The following is a 26932-nucleotide window of genomic DNA, read 5'->3' as shown; positions in this document are numbered from 1 at the left end:
ACGAGTCAGGCGTCTACGGCCGCACCGCGACGATCATCGCGGCGCGGTTCGTGATGCCGCCGCTGACTTTCCCGCGGCCGCGTCGGATCCGACTCCTCTCATGCCCCTTTCACGCACGCCTCATACGGTGGGGGCATGACGCAGGAGACTCCCCCCGGGTGGTACCCCGACCCCGGACAGACAAGTGACGGGCCCGCCACCGTACGCTGGTGGGACGGCAAGGCCTGGACGGACCGCATCCGCCCGGCGGAACCGGCCACGGCCTGGACTCCCCCGGCAGAGCCGTCGCCCGCCGAGGCACCGGAGCATCCGGCTTCCGACGGAGGGCCTGCTGCCGCCGGTGACCGGGGGACGGCCGGGCAAGCCGCCGACGCCGGGGCCCCGGGAGACGTCGGGCACTCCAGCGCCGCCGGAGGACCGGGAAGGGCCGGGGAACCAGGCGCTACCGGACAACCGGGCGGACCCGGACAACCAGGTGCAGCCGGACAACCGGGCGTAGCCGGACCTGCCGGAACCGCCGGAGAACCGGGAAGGGCCGGACAGTGGGGCACCGCCGAACAACCAGGCGGACCGGGACAATCGGGTGTCATAGGACATGCGGGCGCCGCCGGGCATCCCACATATGCCGCCCATCCTGCCTATCCCACCTATCCCGCCTACCCATCCGCACCTCCGGCCGCCCCCGGCCGACGGCTGCGCGTCGGGGCCGCCGTGGCGGCTGCCGTCGTGGTGCTGGCCAGCATCGGTGTCGGGGTCTACGCGCTGACGGACAACGGCGGTGGGAGCGGCGGTTCGGCGACCTCGCAGGGACCGGGCGGCCCTGGCGGATCCGGAGGCCCCGGCGGGCCGTTCGGGGCACCGGGCGGCTCCGGGGGGTCCGGAGGTTCAGGTGGATCCGGGGGATCCGGCGGGTCCGGTGGGCAGAGCCCGTCGCCCGAGCAGTCCGAGCCGCCGAAGATCAGGAGCGGCTCGGTGACCGACGCGGCCTCCGGCATCAGTCTGCCGATCCCCGAGGGCTGGTACGGCCAGGAGGGAACGGCCGGCGCGCAGGTGACGTCCGACGACTCCTACAAGTGCCCCGGCGACACCTCCTCGACCTGCACGAAGGGCGGCGCCTACTCGGCACCGGCCCTGCTCCTCGGCACCAAGGGCGGCACCGCCGAGGAGGTCGCGAAGGCGGACATCGCGGCGAACGCCAAGGAGTCCTACGGCGGCAAGTCCTACGGCGGAATCACCTCGCACGACGTGCTCGCCTCGAAGGCCGTGACCGTGGCCGGACAGAAGGGCTATCTGGTCCGCTGGAGGGCCGTCACGAACAAGGGCGTCGACGGCATCGTGGAGTCGCTCGCGTTCCCCTCCCCCGCGAACCCGCGGCAGATGGTCGTCGTCCGCTTCGGCGTGGACGCCGACCAGAAGGAGTCCGTCCTGGACGAGATCACCAAGGGCATCAAGGTGTCGACGGGCGGCGGCAAGGGCCAGGACGTCTGACCGGCAACAACCCGTCGGACAGCGGTCGGCCGGATGGGGCGCCCCCGCCCGCGCGCCGCAGCCGAGCAGCCGCGGCGTGCCCGCGCCGGGGAGCGGGAGGCGACTGGCCGCCGCGGTGACCGGCATGCCGCTGCTGGGCGAACGTTTCCAGGACGGCCCGGCGGGCGTGCCGCCGCGCCCGCCGGGGCGGGTCCGGCGTCCTGGGGCGTGGTACCGCTCAGCCGCTCACAGCCCGCCGACGCGTCGGCACACGCACCGGTGAACGACGACCAGCCGGTGGCGGCCCTCCTGCCCCCAGAGCCCGGCTCGGCTCGGCAACAGCCGAACCGGCCTGTGTGCCCCGGCCGCACCCATCCGGGGCACCTGACCACCGCTAGCCGGTGATGATCGCCGGGTCGCTCACCCCCGGCCGGCCGTTCTCGACATGGCCCGCGAACCGCCGCAGGAAGGCCTTGTCGCCCTCCGCCGTGACGGTCAGGTCGTACCAGCGGCGGCTGGCGGCGAGATCGACGGTGCGCCGTACGGTGGCGCCCGGGCGGACGGTGACGGTCGAGGGCCGGCCGCCGTAGCCGTCGGTGAGCTTCAGCCGCGCGGTGCCGGAGCCCTTGTGGGTGAAGACCAGCTCGATGTCGTCGCCGGTGTGACGTGCGGTGACCTCGCAGCCGGCCGTCCTGTTCGAACCCTTGAAGATCCGCACGAAGCCGTTGGGGCCGTGCACGGTCAGGTCGTACGAGCCCGCCGAGTACGCCGAGTTCCAGGTGTCGGAGAGGGTCTTGCCGGCCTCGGTGGTGTACATCCAGGGGCCGTCGGCGCGGTTGCCGGAGGTGACGTGGAAGGCACCGCCCGCCTTCGGCCCGGAGGCGAAGGTGAGCGTGAGTTTCCCGGCCGCCGCGTCGACCGAGGCGTCCACGTGCGGGGCGTACTTCAGCGGCCGGGAGCGGCGCAGGCCGGGTTCCTGCCGGGGCATGCGCGGGTCGGTGGGCGGAGTCGGCTTGTAGTCGGGGTGGCGCTCGCGGTCCTGCGGCTCGTACTCGTCGGTGCCGGGCAGCGGCGCCGGGCGCGTGTCCCTGCGGGAGAAGTCGAACGCGGCCGTCAGGTCACCGCAGACGGCCCGGCGCCACGGCGAGATGTTGGTCTCGCGCACGCCGAAGCGGCGTTCCATGAACCGCAGGATCGAGGTGTGGTCGAGGGTCTCGGAGCAGACGTAGCCGCCCTTGCTCCACGGCGAGACGACCAGCATCGGCACGCGCGGGCCGAGGCCGTACGGGCCGGCCGTGTTCTTGCTGTCGCCGGGGAAGAGGTCGAGGGAGACGTCGACGGTGGACCGGCCGCGGGAGGCGTCCTTCGGCGGCAGCGGCGGTACGACGTGGTCGAAGAAGCCGTCGTTCTCGTCGTAGGTGATGAACAGGGCGGTCTTCGACCAGACCTCCGGGTTGGAGGTGAGGGCGTCCAGGACCTGGGCGATGTACCAGGCGCCGTAGTTGGAGGGCCAGTTGGAGTGCTCGGAGAAGGCCTCGGGGGCGGCGATCCAGGAGATCTGCGGGAGCTTGCCCGCCTTGACGTCGGCGCGCAGCAGGTCGAAGTAGCCGTCTCCGGCCTTGACGTTCGTGCCGGTGCGGGCCTTGTCGTACCAGGGGTCTCCTGGCTGGGCGTCGCGGTACTTGTTGAAGTAGAGCAGGGAGTTGTCGCCGTAGTTGCCGCGGTAGGCGTCCTCGATCCAGCCCCAGGAGCCCTTCGCGTCGAGGCCGTCGCCGATGTCCTGGTAGATCTTCCAGGAGACGCCGGCCCGCTCCAGGCGCTCGGGGTAGGTCGTCCAGCCGTAACCGAGTTCGTCGTTGCCGAGGACGGGGCCGCCGCCGGTGCCGTCGTTGCCGGTGTATCCGGACCACATGTAGTAGCGGTTGGGGTCCGTGGAGCCGATGAACGAGCAGTGGTAGGCGTCGCAGACGGTGAAGGCGTCGGCGAGGGCGTAGTGGAAGGGAATGTCCTCGCGCGTCAGGTAGGCCATGGTGGTCGTGCCCTTGGCGGGCACCCACTTGTCGTACTTGCCGCCGTTGTAGGCCTGGTGGCCGTCGGGCCAGGAGTGCGGCAGCCCCTCCAGGAACTGCATGCCGAGGTCGTCGGCGTCCGGGTGGAACGGCAGGATCTCCTTGCCGTCCTTCTCCTGGTGCCAGACCGGTTTGCCGTTGTCGAGGGTGACCGGGCGGGGATCGCCGAAGCCGCGGACGCCTCTCAGGGTGCCGAAGTAGTGGTCGAAGGAACGGTTCTCCTGCATGAGGACGACGATGTGCTCGACGTCCTCGATCGACCCCGTGCGGTGGTTCGCCGGAAGCGCGGCCGCGCGCTGGATGCTGGCGGACAGCGCGCTGAAGGCCGTGGTGGCGCCCGCGAGTTTGAGGAAGCGGCGCCGGTTGACTTCGGACATGAAGGACAGACCTCTCATCGTGAGGTGCGGGATGGCCGGAAGATGACGGAATCTGCGCGGAAGGAGTGTTTCAGGGACACCAAACGTCAAGGAAGGGGCGCGTGACACTCATGTGAAAGTCGCCGGTACGGCAGGTGTGCCCGGGCCGCGACAGGGGAGGGTGAGGGGCGTGACAGAGACGCAGACGGCCTCCCCGCCGACGAAACGGCCCGTTCGCCAGCTCCTCGCCGCCTCGGTGGGCAACGCGGTGGAGTGGTACGACTGGTACGCCTACACGTTTCTGGCCACCTACATCGCCGACCAGGTCTTCCCGAAGAGCGCGGACAACTCGCTGGTGCCGCTGCTGTCGACGTTCGCGGTGTTCGCGGTGGGCTTCTTCATGCGGCCGGTGGGCGGGCTGCTGATGGGCGCGGTCGCGGACCGGCACGGGCGGCGGGCCGCGCTGACCGTCACCATCCTGTTGATGGGCGGCAGCAGCCTGCTGGTCGGGCTGACCCCCACCTACGCGGCGGTGGGTGTGCTCGCGCCGGTGATCCTCGTCCTCGCGCGACTGCTGCAGGGCCTGTCCGTGGGCGGCGAGTTCGCGGCCTCGACGACGTTCCTGGTCGAGTCGGCGGGCCCCGGCCGGCGCGGGTTGTTCTCCAGCTTCCAGTACGTGTCGACGACCGTGGGGCAGCTCGTCGCCTCCGGCACAGCGACCCTGCTGGTGGACACCCTGAGCGACGGGCAGATGAACGGCTGGGGCTGGCGGGTCCCGTTCGTGCTCGGGGCCGTGCTGAGCCTGGTCGGCTTCTGGATCCGGCAGGGCGCGCAGGAGACCCGCAGCGCGGAGCAGCGGCAGGCACCGCGCCCGGGCCTGTTCGAGGCGCTGCGCCGGCATCCGCGCGAGTCGCTCCTCATCTGCGGCATCACGGCGGGCGGCACCATCGCGTACTACACGTGGACGTCGTACCTGCCGACGTACGCCGAACTCAACGCGGGCATCGAGAAGTCGGACGCGCTGCTCGCGGGCACGATCTCACTGGCCTTCTTCGCCCTGCTGCAGCCGCTCGGCGGCCTGCTCTCGGACCGCTTCGGCCGCCGCCCCCTGCTCCTCTTCTTCGGCCTGGGCTTCGCCCTGCTCACGGTGCCCCTGCTGCACACCCTGCGCGACTCGTTCGCCGTGCTGTTGCTCGTGAGTTGCGCGGGCATGGTGCTGCTGACGGGCTTCACCTCGATCAGCGCGGCCGTGAACGCGGAGGTCTTCCCGCCCCGGGTCCGCGCGGCCGGCATCGGCTTCCCGTACTCGCTGACGGTCGCGCTGTTCGGCGGCACGGCTCCGTACGTCGGCACCCTGTTCAAGGAGCTGGGGCACTCGGGTCTGTTCCCGTGGTACGTGGCGGTGCTCTGTCTGCTGTCGTCGATCGTGTATCTGCGCCTGCCGGAAACGGCTCACGCACCGCTGCGGCGGTGAGCGGGCGCGCCGGAAATGGACGAGCACACCCGAGTGTCGAAGCGTATCGACGGTGTGGCGTTCTGACGGTCTGCCAACGACGCGAGCAGCGAAAGTTTCCGGCTGCCACGCCTCTTGTTCCGCGAGAAACGCGTCCGTTACCTTCACTTGCGGAGTGAAGCGCTTCGACACTCAGCTCTCCTCAGGGAAGGGCCGCCGCCGAACGTCCTGATCGACCACGGCGCCGACGCCGTGCCTCTGCGGGACCCCGCTCACGACCTGCTCAGCCGTGCACTCGCGCACGAACCGCCGCCCGCCGCCGCGCGGTACCGGGCAGGCCATGACTCCCTGAGCTGCCGTCCGGCGGCTCAATTCGACGAAAGGACAGAAGGGGTGCCCCTTCAGCACCGGACCGCCCACGTGGCCACCCCCGTGATCCCCGGCTTCCACCCCGACCCCAGCGTCTGCCGGGTCGGCGAGGACTACTACCTCGCCTGCTCCAGCTTCGAGTACTTCCCCGGCGTACCGCTCTTCCACAGCCGTGACCTGGTGAACTGGACGCAGGTCGGCAACGCCCTGGACCGGCCGGAGCAGTTGCGTCTGCCGGCCGGCATGCCGTCCTCCGGCGGTGTCTACGCCCCCACCCTGCGCCATCACGACGGCCGGTTCTGGCTGATCGTCACCAATGTGAGGGTGGGCGGCGGCAACCTGATCGTCACGGCGACCGACCCCGCCGGACCGTGGTCGGATCCCGTCCCGGCGCCGGGCGTGCCCGGCATCGATCCCGACCTGGCCTGGGACGAGAACGGCACCTGCTGGTGCACCGTCGCCGGCGTGTCGCAGGTCCGTATCGACCCGTCCACCGGACAGACGTACGGAACACCGCACAAGCTGTGGTCCGGCACTCCCGGCGCCAAAGCCCCGGAGGCGCCGCACCTCTACCGGATCGGCGCCTACTGGTACCTGCTCATCGCCGAGGGCGGCACCGAACGCGGCCACGGCGTGTCGATCGCTCGCGGCCGCACGCCCAGCGGCCCGTTCGAGCCGTGCCCGGCCAATCCGATCCTCTCCCACCGGAGCACCGACCACCCCGTGCAGAACACCGGCCACGCCGACCTGGTCCAAGGCCCGGACGGCTCCTGGTGGATGGTCCTGCTCGGCGTACGACCACGAGGCGGCACCCCCGGCTGGCACGTGCTCGGCCGGGAGACCTTCCTGGCCCCCGTGACCTGGGTGGACGACTGGCCGGTCGTCGGAGAGGTCGCCCCCGACCCGGCCACTCTCCCGTGGCCGCTCTCCCCCGCCCCCGCCGAGCAACGACGCGACGACTTCGACCTCAGCGAACTCGGGCCGGCCTGGATCTCCCTCCGGGACCGGCCTGTCGAGCACTGCACCACCAAGGAGCGCCCCGGCTGGCTGACGCTCCGTGCACGGGGCAGTTCCCTGGACGAACCCGACGTCGTGTTCACCGGCCGCCGCCAGCAACATCTCACCTGCCGGGCCGGCACGCTCGTCGATCCCTCGGAAGGACGCGGCGGACTCGCCGTCCGGCTCGACGAGCGCCACCACTACACGCTCGAGGCGTCCGGCACGGAAGTGCGGGTGATCGCACGCGTGGGCTCCCTGGGCACGGTCGTGGCCGAACGCTCCGTGCCCGCCGGGCCCGTGGTCCTCGGCCTCACGATCACGGACCCGCCGCCTCCGCACGGACCCGGAACCGGGCCCGACGTCATCTCCTTCGGCGTCGAGGAGTCCGACGGCACCTTCACCGTGCTGGCGACGCTCGACGGCCGCTATCTGTCGACCGAGGTCGCCGGCGGCTTCACCGGTCGCGTCATCGGTCTCTACGCCGCGGCAGGCACCGTTCACTTCGACTGGTTCGACCACGAGCCCCTCCCGCGCTGAACCGCACGCGTCTGCGTGGACTCCCACGGCGGACGGGCCGGGCGGCGGCAAGTGAGTTGTCGCCGCCCGGTCCTCGGACGCCACCGTGGCCGGTGAGGGACGCCCTGCACGCTCTGCGCAGGCGCCTGCGGGCGGACAGCAGCACAGTCCCCCGGTCGCCCGATCCGGCGCCTGACGGACCCCCGAAGCACCGCCCTGTTCCACGGGCCCGAACGGTGGCGGCGTTCACGTTCAGGGCGCCACGGCGGCTTCCGCGCGAGCCAGGGCGACTTCCAGTACGACCAGCAAGGCATCGCGGACCGAGCCCGTCTTCCGCGCGTCGAAGACGATCAGCGGAACATGCTCGGCGATGTCCAGTGCCCACCGCACCTCGTCGAGGTCGTGCTCGACCTCCCCGTCGAAGGCGTTGACGGCGACCGCGAAGGGGACGTCCTTGTGCTCGAAGTAGTCCACCGCCGCGTAGCAGTCGTCGAGTCGGCGGGTGTCCACGATCACCAGGCCGCCGAGGGCTCCCTCGACCAGGTCGTCCCACATGAAGCCGAACCGGTCCTGGCCCGGGGTACCGAACAGGTACAGCTTGAGCGTCGGGTCGATGGTGATGCAGCCGAAGTCCATGGCGACCGTGGTGGTGGTCTTGCCCGGGGTGTGGGTGAGGTCGTCCACTCCTGCCGCGACCTCGGTGATCGCGGCCTCCGTGGTGAGCGGCCGGATCTCGGAGATCGAGCCCACGGTCGTGGTCTTACCGACGCCGAAGCCGCCGGCGATGACCAGTTTGACCGGCGTCGGCGGCTGTTCAGCTGGTGTCACGGAGTGTCCCCCGTGAGTCGGGGACGGCACGAAGACCATCGATAACCCTTCGCAGTACGGAGAGATCCTGGGCGGTCCCGGCGTTCGGCCGGTGGACCGCCAGATGCCCTGCGGCACGCAGGTCCTCGGCCAGCACCCGGACCACGTTGAGATGCAGTCGCAGCGCGGCGGCCAGTTCCGCCACCGACTGCGGCTGCCGGCAGGCCGCGACGATGTCGTGGTGCTCGAAGGTGAGCGAGTGCAGGGCGGAGAGCCCGGCCGAGGTCGACACGACTTGGGTCTCGACGGGAATCGGCAACACCGTGCCGCCCCCCGACACCCGGCCCGCGGTCAGCAGGAACGGCCGGATCGCGGGGGCGCGGCCGACGGCCGGATCCGGCGAGCCGCCGGGGTGCCCCGCCGCGTCGTGTGGTGGTCCGCCCACAGCCATCACGATCCCTTTCCGAAGTGCCTGTACCCGTGCCTCGACCGGGGGACGGTCAGCCGCCCGGGGCCGCGCCGACATTGTTCTTCAGCTCCAGCACCAACTGGGGCGTGAGCGCGGCCCCGGCCCGGTTGGCGAAGAGGGTCATCTCGTAGGCGATGTTGCCCAGCTTCGCCTCCTTGGAGGTCACCACTCCCAGGACGGCGCCGCAGCCGATGGCCGATACCAGCACATGGCCACCCTCCAGATCGAGGATGACCTTGTTGAGGCCGCCGAGCCCGTAGTTGCCAGAGGCGCCCGCGGCGAGACTCGTCAGACCGGACACGATCGCGGCGAGCCGCTCGGAGTCCGCGTGCTCACGCAGTTGGGAGACGGCGATCAGCAGGCCGTCGGACGACACGGCGATGGCGTCGACGACCCCGGCGGTCTCCCTGGCGAACCGGTCGAGCAGCCAGGTGAAATCGGCCGCAGCGGCTCGCAGATCGGTGGGTTCCGGCCGCTCGGAACTGCTGTCAGCTGTCGACGTGGTCACTGCCGGACTCCTTCTGGGATTGCTGGTGGTGCGATGGTGCTGGTTTCGTGCGGGCGTGAGCGCTGTCCTGCTCCGCCCTGCGTACGGCCGCCTCGAACTCGTCGAGCTCCGAGCGGACGGCCTCGGCGTCGGCGGGCTGCCGCACCGTCGGCTCCTCCCGGCCCGCCCGCGGAGAGGTCATGGCGAGTGTCGCGCCCCGTACCCGCCGCCGCAGCGGCCGTGAGTCCTCGGCGGCACGCTGTTCGCCCGAGGGGGCCGTCCGCTCCCCGCCGGCGTCCTCGGCGGTCCGTTGCGCGGGGGCCGGTCCCGCGCCGGTGCGCGCCGGGAGGCGCCGGGGAAGCGCGTCGCGCGACGACGGGGCGGCCGACCGCTCGGGGGCACCGGCGGCGGAGACCACTACGGGCGACGGCGCGGGCCCGGTGTTCTGCTGCCCGGTCCTCAGCGGCAACGCCGCCACGGATCCGATGGGACCCGTCTCCACGGGCTGCTCGGGTTCCTCGGGACTCGTGGTCAGCAGGAGTGAGGCGGGGATCCAGACGGTCGCGGTGACCCCGCCGCCCGGCGTACGGCTCAGCGTCACCCGCACACCCCACCGCCGGGCGAGACTGCCGACCGCGAAGAGGCCGAGCACCCTGGTCGGCACGAGGTCGAGCCGTTCCCGTCGCACGAGCCGGGTGTTCTCCTCGGCGAGGCGCTCCGCACTCATGCCGAGGCCGTGGTCGATGACCTCGATCAGCGCCCCGCCCTCCTCGGTGACGTCGGTCCCGGGGCGGACGACCACCTCGACGGGCGCGTGGGAGGGTGAGAACGCGACCGCGTTCTCCAGCAGTTCGGCCAGCATCAGGGTCAGGTCGCCGACGATGTCGGGCGCGACGGTGACCTCCTCCGTCTCGGGCCGCAGAGACACCCGCTGGTACCCCTCGATCTGGCCGAGCGACGCCCTGATGACGTTCGCCAGGGGGGTGGGCCGGGCCTCGACGCCGGTCTCCCGGATTCCGGCGAGCAGCATCAGGCTGTCGGCGTTGCGCTGGAGACGTACGGCTATGTGATCGATGCTGTACAGCCGTTCAAGCAGTTCGGGGTCGGTCTCCTCCCGTTCGACGGCGTCGATCAGCATCAACTGACGCGTTGTCAGGTTGCTCACCCGCCGGCCGACGTTGCCGAACATCTCGGCGACGTTGCGCCGGCTGAGCACCTGCCGCTCCAGCAGCTGGGCGGCGGTGACCTGAACCTGGTTGAACGCCTCGGCCAGTTCGCCGATCTCGTCGCGGACCGGGACCGGGATCGACCTCGGCCGCAGCGGGGTGCTGTCGGCGGACTCGTCGTCGGAGACCCGGGCGAGTTCCTCGCCCGCCACGTCGACCACCTCCTGGGCGGAACGGGTCAGGGCCGCCAGGGGCCGCACGACCGAACGCCGGATCAGGACACAGAAGGTCAGCCAGGCGGCGAAGCCGAGCAGGGTCAGAGCGAGCAGGTACAGGGCGTTGCGCAGGGCGTCGGCCGAGGCGGCGTCGGCCCGGGCGGCGGTCTGCTCGATCAGCGACCTGGTGATGCCGAGCCGGACTTCGGACTGCCGGCTCCCGTCGTCGATCGCCTTGCGGAGCTGCGTCGGCGTCTGGCCCTGCAGGGCCGCGGGGTCGATCTGCAGCTCCGCGAACCGGGCTTCGAGACCGTACCGTTCGGCACTGCGCCGGATGCCGTCCATGCGCAGGGCCTGCGCCGGTGTGGCGATGCGTTCGAACCGGTTCACCTGGTGGTCGTGGAGCTTGCGGGCGCCGACCGCCCGGCTGTACTCCGTGAGCGCGTTGGCGTCCCTGGTCTGGGCGGAGAACACGGCGCTCTCGAAGGCCGCGTGGGAGGCGTCGGCGCGCAGCACCGTGTCCAGGAGTGTCACGACCGAGGACGACGAGGTGCCGGAGTGATGACCCAGGCCGATGCCGTCGATCAGGTACTCGACGGCGGAGGCGTACGCGGGGTCGATGTTGGCGGCGGGGACGTAGGCCCGTTCGAGCTTCTCGCGCAGCACACCGAGGCCGCGGATGTAGTCGAGCGCCTGCGCCTCCTCGGGCGGCAGGCCGGAAGCGAACGCCGAACGCACTGCGGCGACCTGCGCGTCGGTGTTCCGCTGCGCCCGGCGGTAGTCGGTGGTCGGCGGCAGCGGGGCTCCGGGGCGGGCCGAGTCGTACTGCACGGACAGCAGGAGCGCCTGCCGGTGTTCGGCCTGTACGTCGTTGATGAGCCGCGCGACCTGTTCACTGTCGCGCACCAGGTCCGCCATCCGGCCCGCGTCCCGGGCCTGCTGCACCTGGCCGTAAGCGCCGACGCCGAGCAGTACGCCGACGACCGCGACGGGCGCGATCACCAGGACGTTGAGCTTGCGCCGGAAGGGCCACCGGTCGAGGACGGTCACCGCCCCGCGGCGCGAACGGGGAGTCCGGCGGGCATCCCTGGGCGGGCCCGGTGCGTGCGGCGGGTTCCCTGTGGTGGCGGACACCCGAGCCTCCTTCGAACGTGTGGCTGAGCGGGGACGGAGGTGATGTGACCACGGACCGCCGACGAGCCGGCACCGGACGTGACACTTTCACAGCCTTCATCGCTGATAGGAAAGAGATCGCGCCGGGTGTCTGGAACCAGCTGGGCGAGAGTACATCTTTTATCATGACATGACAAAGTTTGGGTCATAAAAAGTCAATGACGGAATGTTTGCGAAGTATCTCCCGAGTGCGACGCTTCGCCCGATGAGGCGCGCGTCGCACCGCAAGGCGCCCCTCGGCTCGGGCGTGCGCCGCCGCCCCGAGCCATCCGAGCCACTGCCGGGCATCACCGCCCGCCGGCCTCGCGGGTTTCTCCGCCCGTCGCGGGCCTGATCCTCACGCCAGGGCCACGCGCGGGAACCGTCGCCGACCCCACGCTCCGCCTCTCCCCCAGCCCCGCCCCCTCTCGCACCGTGTTCCTTGGGAGATCCCGTGCACCCCACCCGCAAGGCGGCCGTAACGGCCACCGCTTTCCTGGCCTCGGCCACCCTCACCCTCGCCGGCTGCGAGAGCGGTTCGACCACCGCCGGACCCTCCGCCTCCCGCAGCGGCTCCTCCGGCCCCGGCTGCCCCACCGCACTCGCCGAGGCCCAGCGGGCCGTCAAGAAGGCCGAGGACGTCAACGCCCCCTGGTCCGGACCGACCAGCGGGCCCCGGGCCGTCCCCGACAAGACGATCGTCTACATCGCCCAGACCCTGACCAACCCCGGCGTGGCGGGCGTCGCCAAGGGCGTCCAGGAAGCCGCCGGCGTCATCGGCTGGCGCGTGCGCACCCTCAACGGCCAGGGCACGTCCGCCGGAATCAAGTCCGCCTTCACCGAGGCCCTGGCCCTCAAACCCGACGGCATCGTCGTCAGCGGCTTCGATCCCGCCTCCGCCGCCGCACAGGTCGAGCAGGCGAACGCGGAGGGCATACCGCTGATCGGCTGGCACGCCGTCGGGGCTCCCGGCCCCAGCGAGAACCCGAAGCTGTTCAGCAACATCACCACCAGGGTCGAAGAGGTCGCGAAGATCAGCGGCGACTGGATCATCGCCCGGTCGGGCGGCCGCGCGGGCGTTGTCCTGTTCACCGACGCCTCGATCCCCTTCGCCAAGCGCAAGTCGGATCTGATCAAGAAGGAACTCGCCACCTGTTCCGGCGTCAAGCTGCTGAGCTACGAGAACGTCCCCATCCCGCAGGCGGGCAGCCTCACCATTCGGAGGGTCTCCTCCCTGGCCTCCCGCTTCGGTGAGAGGTGGACCCATTCCGCCGCCATCAACGACCTGTACTTCGACCACGCGGGACCCGCCCTGCGTGCCGCAGGCAGGCAGGGCGACGGCGCCCCGTTCAACATCGGGGCCGGTGACGGCGACCCCTCGGCCTTCCAGCGCATCAACGGCAAGGAGTTCCAGGCCGCCACCGTGCCGGAACCGCTGTCCGAACAGGGCTGGCAGATCATCGACGAGTTCAATCGTTCCTTCGCCGGCAAGCCGGCCAGCGGGTACGTCGCCCCCGTCCACGTCACCACGGCCGCCACCAGCGGCGGCGCACTGTCCTGGGACTCCGAGGGCTACCGCGAGGCCTACCGCACGATCTGGAAGAAGTAGGAGGCAGACCCACTACGCCACCCGGCGATGCCCCAGCTGGAGTTCTACGACCGCATCGCCGGATGGGTGGCCCCCGGCGGCACGCTCCTCATCGTGGGGCACCTGCACACCTCGGGCTCCGTCGGCCACGGGCACCACCCTCGTGCCGAAGCGCCGGCCACCTCCGCGGCCGTCACCGCGCGCCTGCACGGTGCTCTACACCACCGGGGCGGGCTCCATCGTCCCCGACCCGCGGGTCGCCAACGTCAACGCCGCCGCCGCGGCGCTGCGCAACTGGGCGATGGGCCTCTCCCCCGTCTACTGGGAGCTGCACACCACCGGCCGCGACCAGGCCGAGCGCCTCTTCAGTCTCTGAACGCCGGCGGGCCGACGGACCAGAGGCCACGCCGGGGCGACGCTGCCGCCGGTCCGATCGGGCGGGGGGGGGAGCCGGTCCGGGCGAGGAACCCGGGTCCGCACCCCCCGGCCCTGTGCGGGGCAGGTCCGCACCGGTGGGTGGTCAGCCGTGCGGCGGATCCCGGGGGAAGGAGCCGGTGTCCTGGGTGGCCGTCCAGGAGGCGAGCAGGCGCAGCGCTTCCTCGGAGGCGGACCCCGGTTCGGCGGTGTAGACGGTCAGGGAGTGCGCTTCGTTGCCGGAGAGGGGGAAGATCCAACGGCTGGTAGGTCAGTTCCAGAGGGCCGGCCTCGGGATGGTGGAAGCGTTTGACGCCGCCGTGGTGGATGTGCACGTCGTGGGTGGCCCACCGGGTACGGAACTCGGGGCTGAGGGTGGACAGTTCGCCGATGAGATCGCGCAGGGCCTTGTCGTCCGTGTAGCGGCCGGCTTCGGCGCTCAGGAGTGCGGCGGTCATGGTGGCGGCTCTGTCCCAGTCGTAGGCGAAGTCGTGGGAGTCGTCGTCGAGGAACCAGTACCGGGCGAAGTTGGGGCGGCCACGCGCGCTGACGACGGGACTGCCGAACATGGGCGCGGGCGAGCCTGTTGGTGGCCACGACGTCGAGGCGGCCGTTGGTGACGCAGGCGGCGGACAGGGTCATGGAGTCGAGCAGCCACTGGACGCGTGGCGGGACATCGACGGCCTTGCGGCGGCGCCGGGACGCCGGGCTCGGCTGGGCGGCCTTGGCGAGGCCGAACAGGTAGGTGCGTTCGTCGTCGTCCAGGTGCAGGGCGCGGGCCACCGCGGCGAGGACGTCCTCGGAGACGCCGCTGATGTGACCCTTCTCCAGCCGGGTGTACCACTCGGTGCTCACACCGGCGAGGACGGCGACCTCCTCGCGGCGCAGCCCGGGCACACGGCGGCGGCTGCCACTGGGCAGCCCGGCCTGCTCCGGAGTGTAGGCACAGGGCAGGCTGGAGATGCCGCCGCCGATCGCGGAGGCTGCGCGTCCGCCCCGCCTCCCGGTCAGCCGGACTGGCGCACCGGCTCCGATGCCTCCCGTCGTGCGTACGCCGCCCAGTCCACGATCCGTACCGCCGCGCCGGCGGCCTCAGTACCCCGGCAGTGGGCGTGATGCCGGCGGGCGATGCCGTCCAGGTCGAGGTGAGAGCCGAAGGCGGGATGTGCCGCCAGCCGTCGTGCGTACGCCCACAGACGGGGATGGTCGGTGATCCGGTCAACCGCGGCGGCGTCCAGGTGGTGGCGGTGCACGGTGTCCAGCTGCACCAGCGTCACCCACAACTGCACATCGGCGAGGGTGCGTTCGCCGTCCAGCACGTGCTCCCGGGAGGCGAGCCGCCACTCCAGCACGTCCAGCGCCCGCAGCAGGGTGGCCAGCGCGGTGTCGCGTGCCGACGGGTCGCCACCGGACTGCCCGGCGCGCTGGGCCGCCCAGGTGATGCCCTGCTCGCAGAGCCGGCCCACGGCCTCGATCGCCTCCTCGGCACCGCACGGCTGGAGTTCGGGGCCATGACCGCCGAACTGCCGGGTCATGTCCCGCAGGATGTCGGGAGTGTGGGTGCTGACGATCCGCCCGGTCCAGTGGTCACTGAGGACCGGCGCCACGGCCGGACCCGGGTACTGGTGTGAACTGGCCTCGTACAGCGGGCGCAGGACCCGGTGTCCGCCGCCGGGTGCGTCGGGTACGGCGGGCAGCAGGGTCACCGGGAGGGTACCGCCGAGACCGAGCAGGCTGTGCGTGACGGCGATCTGCAGACAGCGCGGACAAGACAGTGACAGGTGAAGCCGGTAGCGGTGCGGTACGGCGTGGTAGCCGCTGCGCGCGTCGCGGCCGATCCTGCTCCGGAAGGACGGCACGGCTGTCGGGGATGTGGCGGACATGCGTCTCCCTGGGGGTGCTCGATCACAGGCATACGGGCCTACGGGCATACGGAGGCGACGGCACGTGGCGGCTTCGGCACGGGCCGGGACGCGGTACTCGTGGCGCGAAGGTCAGGCGGCGTAACCGGGGGTCGGGCCGCCCTCGTGGAGGGAACTTGCCGCACTGCACACACGGAGCAGATCGATGTGGCGGCGGGACGTCAGCAGGGGCAGCGGCCGGACGGCGACACGGACAGCGTCGCTACCGAGGTCCAGCGCGGCACAGCCCATGATCCCCTACCAGTTCACTAGGATTCCTGTAGTGGAGTGTCAGGCTGCGTCCAAGCCGCGTCAAGGGGGCCGTTCGACCGGCACCAGGACGTCTCACCACGTGAGCGGGCCCCTGGACCGCCGGGGCGGTCAGGCCACGCGGCCGTTCTCGCCGGCCGCGAGCAGCGCGCGGACCGCCTCGACGGCGGCGCCGGTCACAGAGGGATCCGCTCCATGCCGAGGGCGCGCGCTGAGCCGTACCGGAAAGGCGGTGGGCAAGCCCTCGACCGTCGTCAGTCCCTCGGGGTGCTGGCCGCCGGGCACGGCGAGCAGCGCAGCGCCCAGTCCGGCACGGGCCGCATCCAGGACGCCCGCGAGATACCCGGCCTCGGCGACGACAGTGGCCGGGGTGTGGTCGGCGGCCAGCGCGGTGAGGGCGCGGCGGCGGATGACGCACGGTTCGTTGATGGCGACCAGCGGCAAGGGGGCGGGGGCAGCGGGCGGCTTCCAGCCGGGGGCTGCGTACCAGCGCAGCGGCAGTCCGCCCACGGGGTTCCCCGCCGCTGCGGTCGCCTCGGTGACGTAGACGGCCAGGTCGAGCTCGCCGCGGTCGACCGCGTCCGTCAGCCGCGCCGAGCGGTCGATCCGCACCCGCACCTCGGCACCCGGGCGCACCTCCCGTACCGCCTCGGTGAGCACCGGGAGGATCTGGTCGGCGCCGTGCTCGGTGGCGCCGATGACGACGGTGGCGGCTTCCGGGCCGTCGTCACTCAGGAGCCTGCGTACGGCCGCGTCGTGCGCCGCGACGATCAGCCGTGCCTCCTGAAGCAGTTGGGCGCCGTGGGCCGTGAACCGGGTCTTGCGGCCGTCGCGTTCCACGACGGGGCCGCCCAGCGTCCTCTCCAGCCGCCGCACGTGCTGGCTGACCGCGGACTGGCTGAGCGCGAGCGCGCCGGCGGCTCGGTGGAAGCCGCCGTAGTCGGCGACGGCGATCAGGCTGCGCAGCGCCACGATGTCCAGGACCGGTCGCATGGGCGCAGGCTAGCACTAATTGATTAAGGATCGTGATCGGTTTTGATGGCGAATCGTCGTTGGACGTACGGCTTTCGCCTCCTGCATGCTGGGCGCATGCCGCGTACAGCCAACGCGTCGGCCTGCGGGCCGCGCCCCCACAGCACTGGACCCCGGCCGACGGCCGTCGGGTCGGCGGTGTGCTGCGGTGCGGGCACCCGGCTGACGCGGCGGCGGGTGGTCGACCTCGGCCGCGCCGTCACGATGCGCTGTCGCTGATCCGCTCACGCGCCGTGCTCCGCTGAGCCGGAACCCGTCCAGCTGATCCCCGCACGCCCGGCGGCCGTGCGGGCCCACGACGCATGTGCGCGTCCCGTTCTCGCCCCCGCAACGGCACAGGTGCGACCCGTTCAACCTCCTGAGCCCTCCGATGAATCGAGTCACCATGAGCTCTCCTCAGCCTGTCCACGCCTGGGACGAACCAGAGGGGATCGCCCCGCGCGGCACCCTGGTCGTCCTCCCCGGCCGCGGCGAACACGGCGGCGTGTACGAGCGGTTCGGCCGCCGCGTCGCAGCCGACGGCTACCGCGTACGGGCCCTGACGGATCCCTCCCCGGACCCGGCAACGGTCACCGATGAGGCCGCCAAGCTGCTGCGCGACGAGACGTTGCCGGGCCCCCGGGTACTGGTCGGGTCCGATACCGGCGCCCTGTACGCGGCGTCGCTCGCCGCACATGGCACACCCGGCCTGGACGCACTGATCCTCGCGGGCCTGCCCACCGCACCGTACGCGCTCGGGGCGACGACCGACTGGGAGGCCGAACTCGACCAGCGCACCGCCTGCCCCACACACCGGGGCCGAGTCACCTCCGATGTCTCGTTCCGGCGCGGCGCACTCACAGCCCCGGCCCCTGCCGAACTGCCCGCCCTGGACGGCATCTCCGTCCCCGTCCTCGCGCTGCACGGCGCCGACGACAGCATCAGCCCGCTCCCGGAGGCCCACCGCGCCTACCGTGCCCTGCCCGGTGTGGAGCTGGTGAGCCTGGCCGGCACCCGGCACGACGCCCTCAACGACCTCACCCACCGCACGGCCGCCGCCACGATCGTGCTGTTCCTGGAGCGGCTGCGGCTCTCCCCGGACCTCGCGCCCATTGCCGTACGCGAGGACCTCGCCGTACGGGAGGACCTGGCATGACCGCCCCGGTGCTGACCGACGTGGCCGAGCTGCACTCCCTGCTGCACAGCGGTGAACCGAGCCCTCTCGTCCTCGACGTGCGGTGGCGGCTCGGCGACCCGCACGGCCGCGAGCACTACCTCAAGGAGCACATCCCCGGGGCCCTCTACGTCGATCTCGACACCGAGCTCGCCGCCGCGCCCACGCCCGAGGGCGGCCGCCATCCCCTCCCCGACCCCGCGGACCTGCAAGCGCGGGTACGCGGCTGGGGCCTCACCGCCGGCCGCCCGGTGGTCGTGTACGACGACAGCGGCAACACCGCCGCCGCCCGCGCCTGGTGGCTGCTGCGCTGGGCCGGAGTCGAACACGTCACCCTGCTGGACGGTGCGCTGGGCGCCTGGCGCGTGGCCGGACTGCCCACGGAGGCCGGGGAGCCCGAAGCGCCCACTCCGGGCGACATCGTGCTCACCCCGGGACGGCTGCCGGTACTGGACCCAGACGCGGCGGCCGAAGTCGCCCGTGACGGCGTGCTGTTGGACGCTCGGGCCGCCGAGCGGTACCGGGGCGAGAGCGAGTCGGTCGACCCGCGTGCCGGGCACATTCCCGGTGCGCTGTCCGCCCCGACCGGTGACAACCTCAACCCCGACGGGACCTTCCGCGATGTGGAGGAGCTCGCCGTGCGGTTCACGGCACTGGGTGCCGATGACGCGACCGAGGTGGGGGTGTACTGCGGGTCCGGCGTCACGGCCGCCCATCAGATCGCGGCTCTCGCCCACGCCGGCATCCCCGCCGCGCTGTACCCGGGTTCCTGGTCGGCCTGGTCCGCCGACCCCCACCGCCCAGCGGTGCTGGGCGAACCGCCGTACTGACCCCTGACCGCAGGCTCCCCCGCCGCCCCCTTCCCGACGAGAGGCCCTGATGTCCTCCCCGAACACAACCGTCTCCGGAACGTCCCCGCCGACGCGCACGACCGCGCCCCCGGCACCTAACGCGGCGAAGACGGCCGCCCTTCCCCGGCCGCGCAAACGCGCCGGCCTCCGCGTGCCGCGCAGCGTCCGCCGAGCCGCCGGGCCGGTCGGACTGCTGGCGGTGTGGTTCCTCACGAGCACCACCGGTGTGCTGCCCGAGTCCGTCCTCGCCTCCCCCGTCGATGTCGTCCGACGGGCCGTCGACCTCACACAGACCGGTGAACTGCCCCAGGCCATCGGCGCGTCCGGCCGCCGCGCCGCGATCGGCTTCCTCATCGGTGCGGCCGTCGCCCTCGCGCTGTCGCTCACCGCTGGGCTGTTCCGGCTGGGCGAGGACGTGATCGACGCGTCGATGGGCATGTTCCGGGCCATCCCCTGGGTGGGGCTGATCCCGCTGTTCATCGTCTGGTTCGGCATCGACGAGACTCCGAAGATCGCGCTGGTCGCGCTCGGTGTGACGTACCCGCTGTACTTCAACATCTACGGCGGCATCCGCTCCGCCGACGCACAACTCATCGAAGCGGGGCGGATGGTGGGGCTCGGCCGCCTCGGTCTGATCCGGCACGTGATCCTGCCGTCCGCGCTGCCCGGAGCACTGGTGGGGCTGCGGTACGCCCTGTCGACCGCCTGGCTGGCGCTGGTCTTCGCCGAGCAGGTCAACGCCGACGCCGGCATCGGCTACCTGATGAGCAACGCCCAGCAGTACTTCCAGACCGACGTCATCGTGCTGTGCCTCGCCGTGTACGCGGTGCTCGGGTTGCTGTGCGACTTCGCCGTACGGCTGTTGTCGCGGCGGCTGCTGGCCTGGCGGTCCTCGTTCGAGGGGGAAGGGGCGTGACGGAGATGACCGCGCACGTGGAGGTCCGCGGACTGACCCGCGCCTTCGACGACAAGACCGTCATCGACGGGCTGGATCTCACCCTTCACCAGGGCGAATTCGTCGCCCTTCTCGGGCACAGCGGCTGCGGCAAGTCGACGCTGCTGAAGATCCTCGCCGGGCTGGACAGCGAGACCGAGGGCGAGGTGACCGTGCCGGAGCGCCGCTCGGTGGCCTTCCAGTCGCCGCGGCTGATGCCCTGGCTGCGCGTGTGGCGCAACGTCGTGCTCGGACTGCCGGGCTCCCCCGACCGAGCGCTCGCCGAGCGGTATCTGGCCGAAGTGGGCATCGAGGAGTACGCGGGCCGGTGGCCCAAGACCCTCTCCGGCGGCCAGGCCCAGCGCGTCTCGCTGGCCCGTGCCCTGGTGCGCGAGCCCGAACTGCTGCTGCTCGACGAGCCGTTCGGCGCCCTCGACGCCCTGACCCGCGGCAAGGCGCAGCGCCTGGTCGCAGACCTGTGGCGGCGGCACGGCTGCTCGGTCCTGCTGGTCACGCACGACGTGGAGGAAGCGCTGCTGCTGGCCGACCGGGTCCTGGTGATGGACGGCGGGCGGATCGCCTACGAGGCCGACGTCGGCCTGGTGCGGCCGCGCGACCTCGGCTCCCCCGACTTCGTACGGCTGCGCGGCGAACTGCTGCACCGGCTCGGCGTCGAGGACGCCTCGGCACATCTCCAAGAGGCCAGGTCATGAACGACAGCCATCACAGAAGCCGCATGAACGACGGCCACAGCATTCGCACGCACGACATCCACCACAGAAACCGCACGCACGACGGGAACCTCATGACACGCACGACCGGCCGCGCGGTGCGCGCCCTCGGCGCCGCGCTCTCCCTCACCGCCCTGCTCGCCACCACCGCCTGCGGCGGCGACAGCGAGGCCGCCTCCGACGGGAGCTCGTCGCGTGTGACGCTCACCATCGGTGACCAGGCGAAGAACCTGCAGACCTTGCTCAACGCCTCCGGCGCCCTCAAGGGGACGTCGTACAACGTGAAGTGGGCCGAGTTCGAGGGTGCGGCGCCGCTGTTCCAGGCCGTGCAGGGGGGCGCCGCGGACACCTCGTACGCCGCCGATCTGCCCACGCTCCAGGCCCTCTCCGGCGGTGTGCCGGTCAAGGCGGTGGGCGCGCTGCGCAACGACGGTACGCACACCGGGATCGTGGTCCGGGAGGGCTCTTCGGTGCGGGGCGTCAAGGACCTCAAGGGCAAGAAGGTCGTGGTGTCCTCGGCCAAGGGATCCATCGCCGAGTACCTGCTCGCACACGTGCTTCAGCAGGCTGGGCTGAGCTACGACGACGTCAAGGTGCAGTACCTGCTGCCGACCGACGCACAGGCCGCGTTCACCTCCGGAAAGATCGAGGCCTGGGCCACCTTCGGGGTCTACAAGGCGGTCGCCGAGCAGCAGGGCGGCCGGCTCCTCGTCAACGGCGCCGACGGGCGCGTGAGCGGCTACGGCTTCATCGGCGCCTCCGAGGAAGCGCTGGCCGACCAGGGCAAGAAGGCGGCCATCGCCGACTACCTCCGCCGCCTGGACAAGGCTCTGGCCTGGTCGCGGAAACACCCGGACGACTACGCCAAGGTCATCCAGCAGAACAACGGCGCCTCCGCCGAGGTCGCTAAGACACTGGTCAGCCAGGCCAACAGCGACCTGCTGCCGGTGAGTTCGCAGGTTGTCGACGCCGTGCAGAAGGTCGGCGACACCATGCACGGCATCGGCGTCCTCACCCCGAATCCGACCGTCGCCGACCACGTCGACACCAGCCTCGTCAAGGAGTGAGCCCCCGCCATGCCGGTCGAGTTCATCAGCGCCGTCCACCCCAACCCCGCCACCGAGGGCGACCCCACCGCGGGCAACGGCATCGACGTCGACTACGCCCGCCGCTACGCCCGCGCCCTGGACGACGGCGGCTTCGACTACACCCTCGTCACCTACCATTCCGCCTCGCCCGACGCGCTCCAGCTGGCCCAGTTCGTCGCGAACCACACCGAGCGCATCAAGCCCGTCCTCGCCCATCGCCCCGGCGTGGTCTTCCCGACCCACGCGGCCCGCGCCCTGGCCACCCTGGACCGGATCAGCAAGGGGCGCCTGGTGGTGCACATCATCTCCGGTGGCAGCGACGAGGAGCAGCGCCGTGAGGGCGACTATCTGAGCAAGGGCGAGCGGTACGCACGTTCGGACGAGTACATCCGGATCCTGCGTGACGTGTGGGCGGCGGACGGCCCGATCTCCCACGAGGGCCCTTACTACCGCTTCGAGGGCTTCCGCTCCGACGTCACGCCCTACAACGGCACCATCCCCATCTCGGTGGGTGGCTCCTCCGAAGACGCCTACCGGGTAGGTGGGCAGCAGGGCGACATCTTCGGGCTGTGGGGCGAGCCGTTGCAGGAGACCACCGACCAGATCGCCGCGGTCAACAAGTACGCGGACGCCGCCGGCCGGCCCCGCCCCCGCATCTGGGTCTCCTTCCGCCCGATCATCGCGCCCACCGACGAGCTGGCCTGGGAGAAGGCCCACCGCATCCTCGGCTCGATCAAGACCAACCACGAGCAGCGCGCCCAGCAGCGCCACTACCCGGCGCTCGGCCAGGGCACTCCGGCCAACGTCGGCTCCCAGCGACTGCTGGCCGTGGCCGGGCGCGGTGAGGTGCACGACCGCTGCCTGTGGACCGCGCCCGCCGCGGCCACCAACGCCGCCGGCGCCTCCACAGCGCTGGTCGGCTCCCCGGAGACGGTCGCCAAGGCGCTGCTCGACTACGTCGACATCGGCTGCGAGCTGCTGTCCATCCGGGGGTACGACCCGCTCAACGACGCGATCGACTACGCCCGTCACGTCCTCCCGCTGGTCCGCCAGGAGCTGGCGCACCGCGCCGCCTCGGGAGCGGCCGCGTGAGGCGGGCCGGGGTTGCGCTCGCCCTCGCCGGGCTGCTCATCGGCGTCCTCAGCGCATGCGGCGGCCGCGCTGGCGCCTGGGACGGCGGCGACAGCGTCACGCTGCGCGTGGGCGCGACGGGCTGGAAGCGGGAGGAGGCCCACTTGGGCGTGGCCCGCGCGGCCCAGCGGTACTTCCACCGGTTCGCGCACGAACGGAGCCCCGCCAACCTCGGCCACCCGGTCGCCCGTACGGAACGCTTCCGCCGGACTGCCGGTGAGATCGCCCTGCGGCTGGATTCGGCCGAACAGTTGGTATTCGGCGGCGCCGAGCGGGTGGACACGGCCGACGGCACGTACACCCCCGAACCGGCTTCGGGCGCCCGAATCCTGTCCGACCGGCACGCCGTCGAGGCCGTTGGGCTTGCGGTACGGCTGTCGGGCAATCCGGGGCTGAGCCGTGACAACCCGCTGGAGCGCCACTTCCGCGACGTCCAGTGCGCCCCGGTGCACGTCCCGCAGGAGGACGTGGCGCTGCTCGCCGTCGGCAGCGGTGCGCTGGAGGGCGCCGGATGACCGTCAGTCGACTCGGCACTGACGAGGACCTGCTGACCGCCCTGAGCCGTGACCTGCCGGGTGACACGCTCATCACCGGCCCCGAAGCCACCGCCCCGTACGCCGCCGACCGTTCCGGCAGCCGTCCGGGCGGCGAGCCCCTGGCCGTCGTGCGCGCGGCGGACGCCGAGCACGTGCGGACGACGCTGCGGCATGCGCACGCACTGCGGGTATCGGTCGTGCCCCGCGGGGCCGGGACCGGACTGTCCGGCGGCGCGAACGCCGGCACGGGCACGGTCGTGCTGGACCTGTCCCGGATGAACCGGATCCTCGAGCTGGACCCGCACGACCAGGTCGCCGTCGTCGAACCGGGCGTCATCACCGCCGAACTGGACCGCGCTGCGGGCGAGTTCGGGCTGCGCTACGCGCCCGATCCGGCCAGCGCGGCGATCTCCACCGTGGGCGGCAACATCGCCACCAACGCGGGCGGGCTGCGCTGCGCCAAGTACGGGGTGACCCGGGACGCCGTGCTGGGACTGGACGTGGTCCTCGCGGACGGCACGCCGATCCGGACCGGCCGACGTACGGTCAAGGGAGTCACGGGCTATGACCTGACCGCCCTGTTCACCGGCTCGGAGGGCACCCTGGGCGTGATCACCGCCGCTACTGTGCGGCTGCGCCCGCTGCCGGAGTCGACGGCCACCGTGGCCGCGTACTTCGGCTCCTTCGCCGAAGGTGCCGAGGCCGTGTCGGCGCTGACCGCAGCCCGGCTGGAGCCTTCCATGGCGGAGCTGGTGGACGGGCCGGTGCTCGCTGCCGTGGACGACGCGCAGGGCACGGACCTGCGCGCCCGTGGTGGAGCGTTGCTGCTTCTGCAGTGCGACGGACGCGCGGCGGCGACCGAGGCGGAACTCGCGGTACGGCTGCTGCGCGGGCGCGCGACATCGGTGGAGACCACCGCAGACCCGGCGGAGGCCGACCGGCTGCTCACGGCCCGCAGGCTCGCCCTGCCCGCCCTGGAGCGGCTGGGTCGGGTGCTGATCGAGGACATCGCCGTGCCCCGTAACCGGCTGGCCGACGCCGTCCGCGAGATCAACGCGGCCGCCGAGCGCCACGACGTACGGATCTTCACCTTCGCGCACGCCGCGGACGGCAACCTCCACCCCATCCTCGTCCTGGACCCCGACGCGCCCGGCATTCCGGACACGGCCTGGCGGGCGGCGGGCGACATCTTCACCGCCGCACTGCGCCTGGGCGGCACTCTCACCGGGGAGCACGGCGTGGGCACCCTCAAGCGGCGGTGGCTCGCGGACGAACTCGGCCCGGAGCAGCACGGGTTGCAGCAGCGCATCAAGGCGGCCTTCGACCCGCACCACATCCTCAACCCGGGCAAAGTCCTCTGAAGGAGACCCCGCATGGCCACCGTTCTCTCCGTTTCCGGAAGCCCCTCCCTCACCTCCCGCACCGCCCGTCTCCTGCGCGACCTCGACGCCCGCCTCACCGAGCAGGGACACGAGGTGATCCCATTGGACGTCCGCACGCTCCCGTCCGAGGCCCTGCTGCACGCCGACTTCGGCCATCCGGCGATCGCCCGGGCCACCGCCCTGTTCGAGCGTGCGGACGGGGTCGTGATCGGCACCCCCGTCTACAAGGCCGCCTATTCCGGGCTACTCAAGGCGCTGCTCGACCTGCTGCCGCAGTACGCGCTGAAGGGCAAGACCGTGCTGCCCCTCGCTACCGGCGGCACGACCGCCCACGTCCTGGCCATCGACTACGCGCTGCGCCCCGTCCTCGCCTCCATGGGCCCCGCGCACATCACCCCCGGCTGGTTCGTCCTGGACAAGCACATCGAGGTACGGCAGGACGGCGGCATCCTCATCGAACAGGCCACGCGGGAGGCACTCGACCAGGTCACCGACCAGTTCTCCGCCGCCCTCAGCCAACGTCGGCCGCTGAGGGCGGCGGCGTGAGCGATGGTCGCCGTACGGCTCCATCTCCCCGCACAGGGACCAGCAGGCGGCAGCCGCCTTGCCTTTGACGCGCACGTCAGGGATCAGCGTCGGTGCGCCGACCACGGCCGACGTCGCACACCGCGGGCCCCCACTTCCCGATCAGGAATCCCCGACATGGCTGCTGCCCTGCCCTGTGCCACACGCGAGATCCGGCTCTCCTGGACGATCGAGGCGTCCTGGTCCGTGGGGCCGCCTACGAGGCACTGGGTACGGCCGGCTGCCCGGCCGCCCTGGCCGCCACGGATCCCGACGTCGCCGTCCCCGCACTCGCCAAGGCCCTCTCCGACGCCAACGCCGACGTCCGCGAGGCCGCCGTACTGGCCCTGACCCGCCACCGTGCCGCCGAGGACGCCCGAGCGGTCCTGGCCGCCGCGGCAACCGACTCGGACGCGGACGTCAGGGCCTGTGCGGCACAGGCGCTGCGACCGCGTCCTACCGTGACACCGGTCCTACCGTGAGGCCAGGAGCCGTCCGGTGTTCCGCTGGTCAGGTCGAACGGGGCGGTACGAGGCCCCACGAGCGCCGACAGCACGGTTCCGCGGCGCCCGCGTAGGTGTTGTGGCCGCTCGGGTAGCTCGAAGACCCGCATGCCTCGTCCGCGCCCGCAGGGTCATCGCGGACTCCCAGCCTCGGCGAAGGGGACCTGGGACGAGATGGCCGCCGGCCTTCCGAAGGGGTGCTGCCACAGGCCCTGCGCCTGGAGCTTCGGCAGGACGCCCTCGCCGAACCAGTACGCCTCCTCCAGGTGCGGATAGCCGGAGAGGACGAACTCCTCGATGCCCAGGTCGGCGTACTCCTTGATCCGCTCGGCGACCTCCTCGTGGCTGCCGACCAGGGCGGTACCCGCGCCGCCGCGCACCAACCCGATACCGGCCCACAGGTTGGGGTGGATCTCGAGCCCGTCGCGGTTTCCGCCGCCGTGCAGGGCGAGCATGCGCTGCTGTCCCTCGGACTCGCTGCGGGCGAGCCCGGCCTGCACGGACTTCACCGCCGCCGGATCGAAACTGTCCAGCAGCCGGTTCGCCTCCGCCCAGGCCTGCTCCGAGGTGTCCCGGGTGATGACGTGCAGCCGGATGCCGAAGCGGAGGGTACGGCCCTCCTTCGCTGCCAGCGACCGGATCCAGGCGATCTTCTCCGCGACGGCGGCGGGGGGTTCACCCCAGGTGAGGTACGTGTCGACGTACCGGGCGGCGACCTCTCCCGCCGCGGGCGAGGAGCCGCCGAAGTACACCTCGGGGACCGGGTCGGGCAGCCGGGCCAGCGTCGCGTCCTCCACGCGCAGGTGCTCACCGTCCAGGTCGACGCTCTTGCCCTCCCACAGTCCCCGTACGATCTGCAGGAATTCACCGGTACGGCGGTAACGGTCGTCCTTGTCGAGAAAGTCGCCGTAGGCGCGCTGCTCGTGGCTCTCGCCACCGGTGACGACGTTGAGGAGCAGCCGTCCGCCGGTCTGCCGCTGGAAGGTGGACGCCATCTGCGCGGCGAGTGTCGGCGAGACGAATCCGGGCCGGAAGGCGACCAGGAACTTCAGGCGCTCGGTGTTCTGGCTGACCATGGCGGTCGTGAGCCAGGCGTCCTCGCACCAGGCCCCGGTGGGCGTGAGCGCGCCGACGAAGCCCAGGTCCTCGGCGGCGCGGGCGATCTGGCTGAGGTAGGCGACCGTCGGCGGCCGGTCCCGGCCGGAGGCGGTGGCCGGCGTGCCGTGGCCGCCGCCGACGACGTGGCGGCTGTCGCCGTTGGTGGGCAGGAACCAGTGGAAGGTGAGGGACACGTGGTGCTCCGATCAGGGGTGCGATCAGGGTTGATCG

The 26932-nt window shown here is 71.9% G+C and carries 23 protein-coding genes and 2 pseudogenes; 16 read left to right on the top strand and 9 right to left on the bottom strand.

Annotated features, from left to right (window positions below; all coding sequences use genetic code 11):
- Positions 1–135: 135 nt before the first annotated feature.
- Both IE97_RS43635 and IE97_RS43630 read left to right on the top strand, forming a co-directional pair.
- A pseudogene (locus tag IE97_RS43635) lies at positions 136–255 on the top strand (DUF2510 domain-containing protein); the annotation flags it as partial.
- Positions 238–1488 (top strand): hypothetical protein, encoded by a 1251-nt coding sequence (locus IE97_RS43630; RefSeq protein WP_420706129.1) that lies wholly within the window; start codon positions 238–240, stop codon positions 1486–1488. The pseudogene IE97_RS43635 and the gene IE97_RS43630, both read left to right, overlap by 18 nt.
- Before the next feature lie 373 nt (positions 1489–1861).
- Here IE97_RS43630 and IE97_RS0122375 read toward each other — a convergent pair whose 3' ends face one another.
- Positions 1862–3913: a phosphocholine-specific phospholipase C gene (locus IE97_RS0122375; protein ID WP_030243449.1), complete on the bottom strand. Its 2052-nt coding sequence runs from the start codon at positions 3911–3913 to the stop codon at positions 1862–1864.
- A gap of 169 nt (positions 3914–4082) precedes the next feature.
- Here IE97_RS0122375 and IE97_RS0122370 point away from each other — a divergent pair, with 169 nt between their 5' ends.
- Both IE97_RS0122370 and IE97_RS0122360 read left to right on the top strand, forming a co-directional pair.
- On the top strand, positions 4083–5366 hold the full coding sequence (locus tag IE97_RS0122370) for an MFS transporter (RefSeq protein WP_030243447.1): 1284 nt from the start codon (positions 4083–4085) through the stop codon (positions 5364–5366).
- 372 nt (positions 5367–5738) lie between these two features.
- Complete coding sequence (locus tag IE97_RS0122360) at positions 5739–7250, top strand: glycoside hydrolase family 43 protein (protein ID WP_030243444.1); 1512 nt, start codon at positions 5739–5741, stop codon at positions 7248–7250.
- A 231-nt stretch (positions 7251–7481) separates the two neighbouring features.
- On the opposite strand, the gene IE97_RS0122355 is transcribed toward IE97_RS0122360, so the two are convergent.
- From IE97_RS0122355 to IE97_RS0122340, 4 genes are read right to left on the bottom strand one after another with little or no spacing between them, the layout of a single operon-like run.
- Entirely contained in the window at positions 7482–8096 is a 615-nt protein-coding gene (locus IE97_RS0122355) for a GTP-binding protein (RefSeq protein ID WP_030243442.1), read from the bottom strand.
- Positions 8044–8487: a DUF742 domain-containing protein gene (locus IE97_RS0122350; protein ID WP_030243439.1), complete on the bottom strand. Its 444-nt coding sequence runs from the start codon at positions 8485–8487 to the stop codon at positions 8044–8046. Before IE97_RS0122350 ends, IE97_RS0122355 begins: the two co-directional genes overlap by 53 nt.
- Positions 8488–8536: 49 nt before the next feature.
- Positions 8537–9013: a roadblock/LC7 domain-containing protein gene (locus IE97_RS0122345; RefSeq protein ID WP_030243437.1), complete on the bottom strand. Its 477-nt coding sequence runs from the start codon at positions 9011–9013 to the stop codon at positions 8537–8539.
- On the bottom strand, positions 8994–11507 hold the full coding sequence (locus IE97_RS0122340; protein WP_420706125.1) for an ATP-binding protein: 2514 nt from the start codon (positions 11505–11507) through the stop codon (positions 8994–8996). Before IE97_RS0122340 ends, IE97_RS0122345 begins: the two co-directional genes overlap by 20 nt.
- Positions 11508–11979: 472 nt before the next feature.
- On the opposite strand from IE97_RS0122340, the gene IE97_RS0122335 reads away from it, so the two are divergent.
- Both IE97_RS0122335 and IE97_RS40645 read left to right on the top strand, forming a co-directional pair.
- Positions 11980–13134 (top strand): substrate-binding domain-containing protein, encoded by a 1155-nt coding sequence (locus tag IE97_RS0122335; protein WP_030243432.1) that lies wholly within the window; start codon positions 11980–11982, stop codon positions 13132–13134.
- Positions 13135–13324: 190 nt separating this feature from the next.
- On the top strand, positions 13325–13489 hold the full coding sequence (locus IE97_RS40645; RefSeq protein WP_234331851.1) for a hypothetical protein: 165 nt from the start codon (positions 13325–13327) through the stop codon (positions 13487–13489).
- Positions 13490–13633: 144 nt separating this feature from the next.
- On the opposite strand, the pseudogene IE97_RS38615 reads toward IE97_RS40645, so the two are convergent.
- The 3 genes and pseudogenes from IE97_RS38615 to IE97_RS0122310 all read right to left on the bottom strand — a co-directional run bounded on the left by IE97_RS38615 (position 13634) and on the right by IE97_RS0122310 (position 16691).
- Positions 13634–14502, bottom strand: a pseudogene (locus tag IE97_RS38615) (helix-turn-helix domain-containing protein).
- A gap of 32 nt (positions 14503–14534) precedes the next feature.
- On the bottom strand, positions 14535–15410 hold the full coding sequence (locus IE97_RS0122320) for a glutathione S-transferase C-terminal domain-containing protein (protein ID WP_037844626.1): 876 nt from the start codon (positions 15408–15410) through the stop codon (positions 14535–14537).
- 399 nt (positions 15411–15809) lie between these two features.
- Positions 15810–16691, bottom strand: coding sequence for a LysR family transcriptional regulator (locus IE97_RS0122310; protein ID WP_037844623.1), 882 nt, complete (start codon positions 16689–16691; stop codon positions 15810–15812).
- A gap of 424 nt (positions 16692–17115) precedes the next feature.
- On the opposite strand from IE97_RS0122310, the gene IE97_RS0122305 reads away from it, so the two are divergent.
- From IE97_RS0122305 to IE97_RS0122260, 10 genes are all read left to right on the top strand, one after another.
- Complete coding sequence (locus IE97_RS0122305; protein ID WP_030243425.1) at positions 17116–17865, top strand: alpha/beta hydrolase; 750 nt, start codon at positions 17116–17118, stop codon at positions 17863–17865.
- Positions 17862–18713, top strand: a complete 852-nt coding sequence (locus tag IE97_RS0122300) for a sulfurtransferase (protein ID WP_030243423.1) — start codon at positions 17862–17864, stop codon at positions 18711–18713. Before IE97_RS0122305 ends, IE97_RS0122300 begins: the two co-directional genes overlap by 4 nt.
- Positions 18714–18762: 49 nt before the next feature.
- Positions 18763–19650 carry an ABC transporter permease gene (locus IE97_RS0122295; RefSeq protein WP_030243420.1) on the top strand — a complete coding sequence of 296 codons (888 nt, stop codon included), beginning with the start codon at positions 18763–18765 and terminating at the stop codon, positions 19648–19650.
- A 5-nt stretch (positions 19651–19655) separates the two neighbouring features.
- Positions 19656–20381, top strand: a complete 726-nt coding sequence (locus IE97_RS0122290) for an ABC transporter ATP-binding protein (RefSeq protein ID WP_037844641.1) — start codon at positions 19656–19658, stop codon at positions 20379–20381.
- 92 nt (positions 20382–20473) lie between these two features.
- Entirely contained in the window at positions 20474–21466 is a 993-nt protein-coding gene (locus tag IE97_RS0122285) for an ABC transporter substrate-binding protein (protein WP_030243414.1), read from the top strand.
- Positions 21467–21475: 9 nt separating this feature from the next.
- Positions 21476–22579 carry an LLM class flavin-dependent oxidoreductase gene (locus IE97_RS0122280; RefSeq protein WP_030243412.1) on the top strand — a complete coding sequence of 368 codons (1104 nt, stop codon included), beginning with the start codon at positions 21476–21478 and terminating at the stop codon, positions 22577–22579.
- The gene (locus tag IE97_RS0122275) at positions 22576–23133 is read left to right on the top strand and encodes an acyl-CoA dehydrogenase family protein (RefSeq protein ID WP_234331850.1); all 558 of its coding nucleotides are present in this window, start codon (positions 22576–22578) and stop codon (positions 23131–23133) included. Before IE97_RS0122280 ends, IE97_RS0122275 begins: the two co-directional genes overlap by 4 nt.
- Positions 23130–24515 (top strand): FAD-binding oxidoreductase, encoded by a 1386-nt coding sequence (locus IE97_RS0122270; RefSeq protein WP_030243408.1) that lies wholly within the window; start codon positions 23130–23132, stop codon positions 24513–24515. The genes IE97_RS0122275 and IE97_RS0122270 overlap by 4 nt, the downstream gene beginning before the upstream one ends.
- Positions 24516–24527: 12 nt before the next feature.
- A complete protein-coding gene (ssuE, locus tag IE97_RS0122265; protein WP_030243405.1) occupies positions 24528–25082 on the top strand; it encodes an NADPH-dependent FMN reductase in 555 nt (184 codons plus the stop codon).
- Between the two features lie 92 nt (positions 25083–25174).
- A complete protein-coding gene (locus IE97_RS0122260; protein ID WP_030243402.1) occupies positions 25175–25582 on the top strand; it encodes a HEAT repeat domain-containing protein in 408 nt (135 codons plus the stop codon).
- Between the two features lie 152 nt (positions 25583–25734).
- On the opposite strand, the gene IE97_RS0122255 is transcribed toward IE97_RS0122260, so the two are convergent.
- Positions 25735–26895 (bottom strand): LLM class flavin-dependent oxidoreductase, encoded by a 1161-nt coding sequence (locus IE97_RS0122255; RefSeq protein ID WP_030243401.1) that lies wholly within the window; start codon positions 26893–26895, stop codon positions 25735–25737.
- Positions 26896–26932 lie beyond the last annotated feature (37 nt).

This window comes from Streptomyces sp. NRRL S-455, from assembly GCF_000717875.1.
Lineage (GTDB): Bacteria > Actinomycetota > Actinomycetes > Streptomycetales > Streptomycetaceae > Streptomyces.
The sequence above is the reverse complement of the archived record's forward strand: the minus strand, read 5'-3'. Positions and strand labels throughout refer to the sequence as shown.

Excerpts from the sequence above, each read along its gene's own strand:
- IE97_RS0122280 (WP_030243412.1), top strand. The coding sequence starts at position 21,476 with ATGCCGGTCGAGTTCATCAGCGCCGTCCACCCCAACCCCGCCACCGAG.
- IE97_RS0122320 (WP_037844626.1), bottom strand. The coding sequence starts at position 15,410 with ATGTCCGCCACATCCCCGACAGCCGTGCCGTCCTTCCGGAGCAGGATC.
- IE97_RS0122375 (WP_030243449.1), bottom strand. The coding sequence starts at position 3,913 with ATGTCCGAAGTCAACCGGCGCCGCTTCCTCAAACTCGCGGGCGCCACC.
- IE97_RS0122290 (WP_037844641.1), top strand. The coding sequence starts at position 19,656 with ATGACCGCGCACGTGGAGGTCCGCGGACTGACCCGCGCCTTCGACGAC.
- IE97_RS0122355 (WP_030243442.1), bottom strand. The coding sequence starts at position 8,096 with ATGGTCTTCGTGCCGTCCCCGACTCACGGGGGACACTCCGTGACACCA.
- IE97_RS0122270 (WP_030243408.1), top strand. The coding sequence starts at position 23,130 with ATGACCGTCAGTCGACTCGGCACTGACGAGGACCTGCTGACCGCCCTG.
- IE97_RS0122285 (WP_030243414.1), top strand. The coding sequence starts at position 20,474 with ATGACACGCACGACCGGCCGCGCGGTGCGCGCCCTCGGCGCCGCGCTC.
- IE97_RS0122295 (WP_030243420.1), top strand. The coding sequence starts at position 18,763 with ATGTCCTCCCCGAACACAACCGTCTCCGGAACGTCCCCGCCGACGCGC.
- IE97_RS0122350 (WP_030243439.1), bottom strand. The coding sequence starts at position 8,487 with ATGGCTGTGGGCGGACCACCACACGACGCGGCGGGGCACCCCGGCGGC.
- IE97_RS0122310 (WP_037844623.1), bottom strand. The coding sequence starts at position 16,691 with ATGCGACCGGTCCTGGACATCGTGGCGCTGCGCAGCCTGATCGCCGTC.
- ssuE (WP_030243405.1), top strand. The coding sequence starts at position 24,528 with ATGGCCACCGTTCTCTCCGTTTCCGGAAGCCCCTCCCTCACCTCCCGC.
- IE97_RS0122305 (WP_030243425.1), top strand. The coding sequence starts at position 17,116 with ATGAGCTCTCCTCAGCCTGTCCACGCCTGGGACGAACCAGAGGGGATC.
- IE97_RS0122300 (WP_030243423.1), top strand. The coding sequence starts at position 17,862 with ATGACCGCCCCGGTGCTGACCGACGTGGCCGAGCTGCACTCCCTGCTG.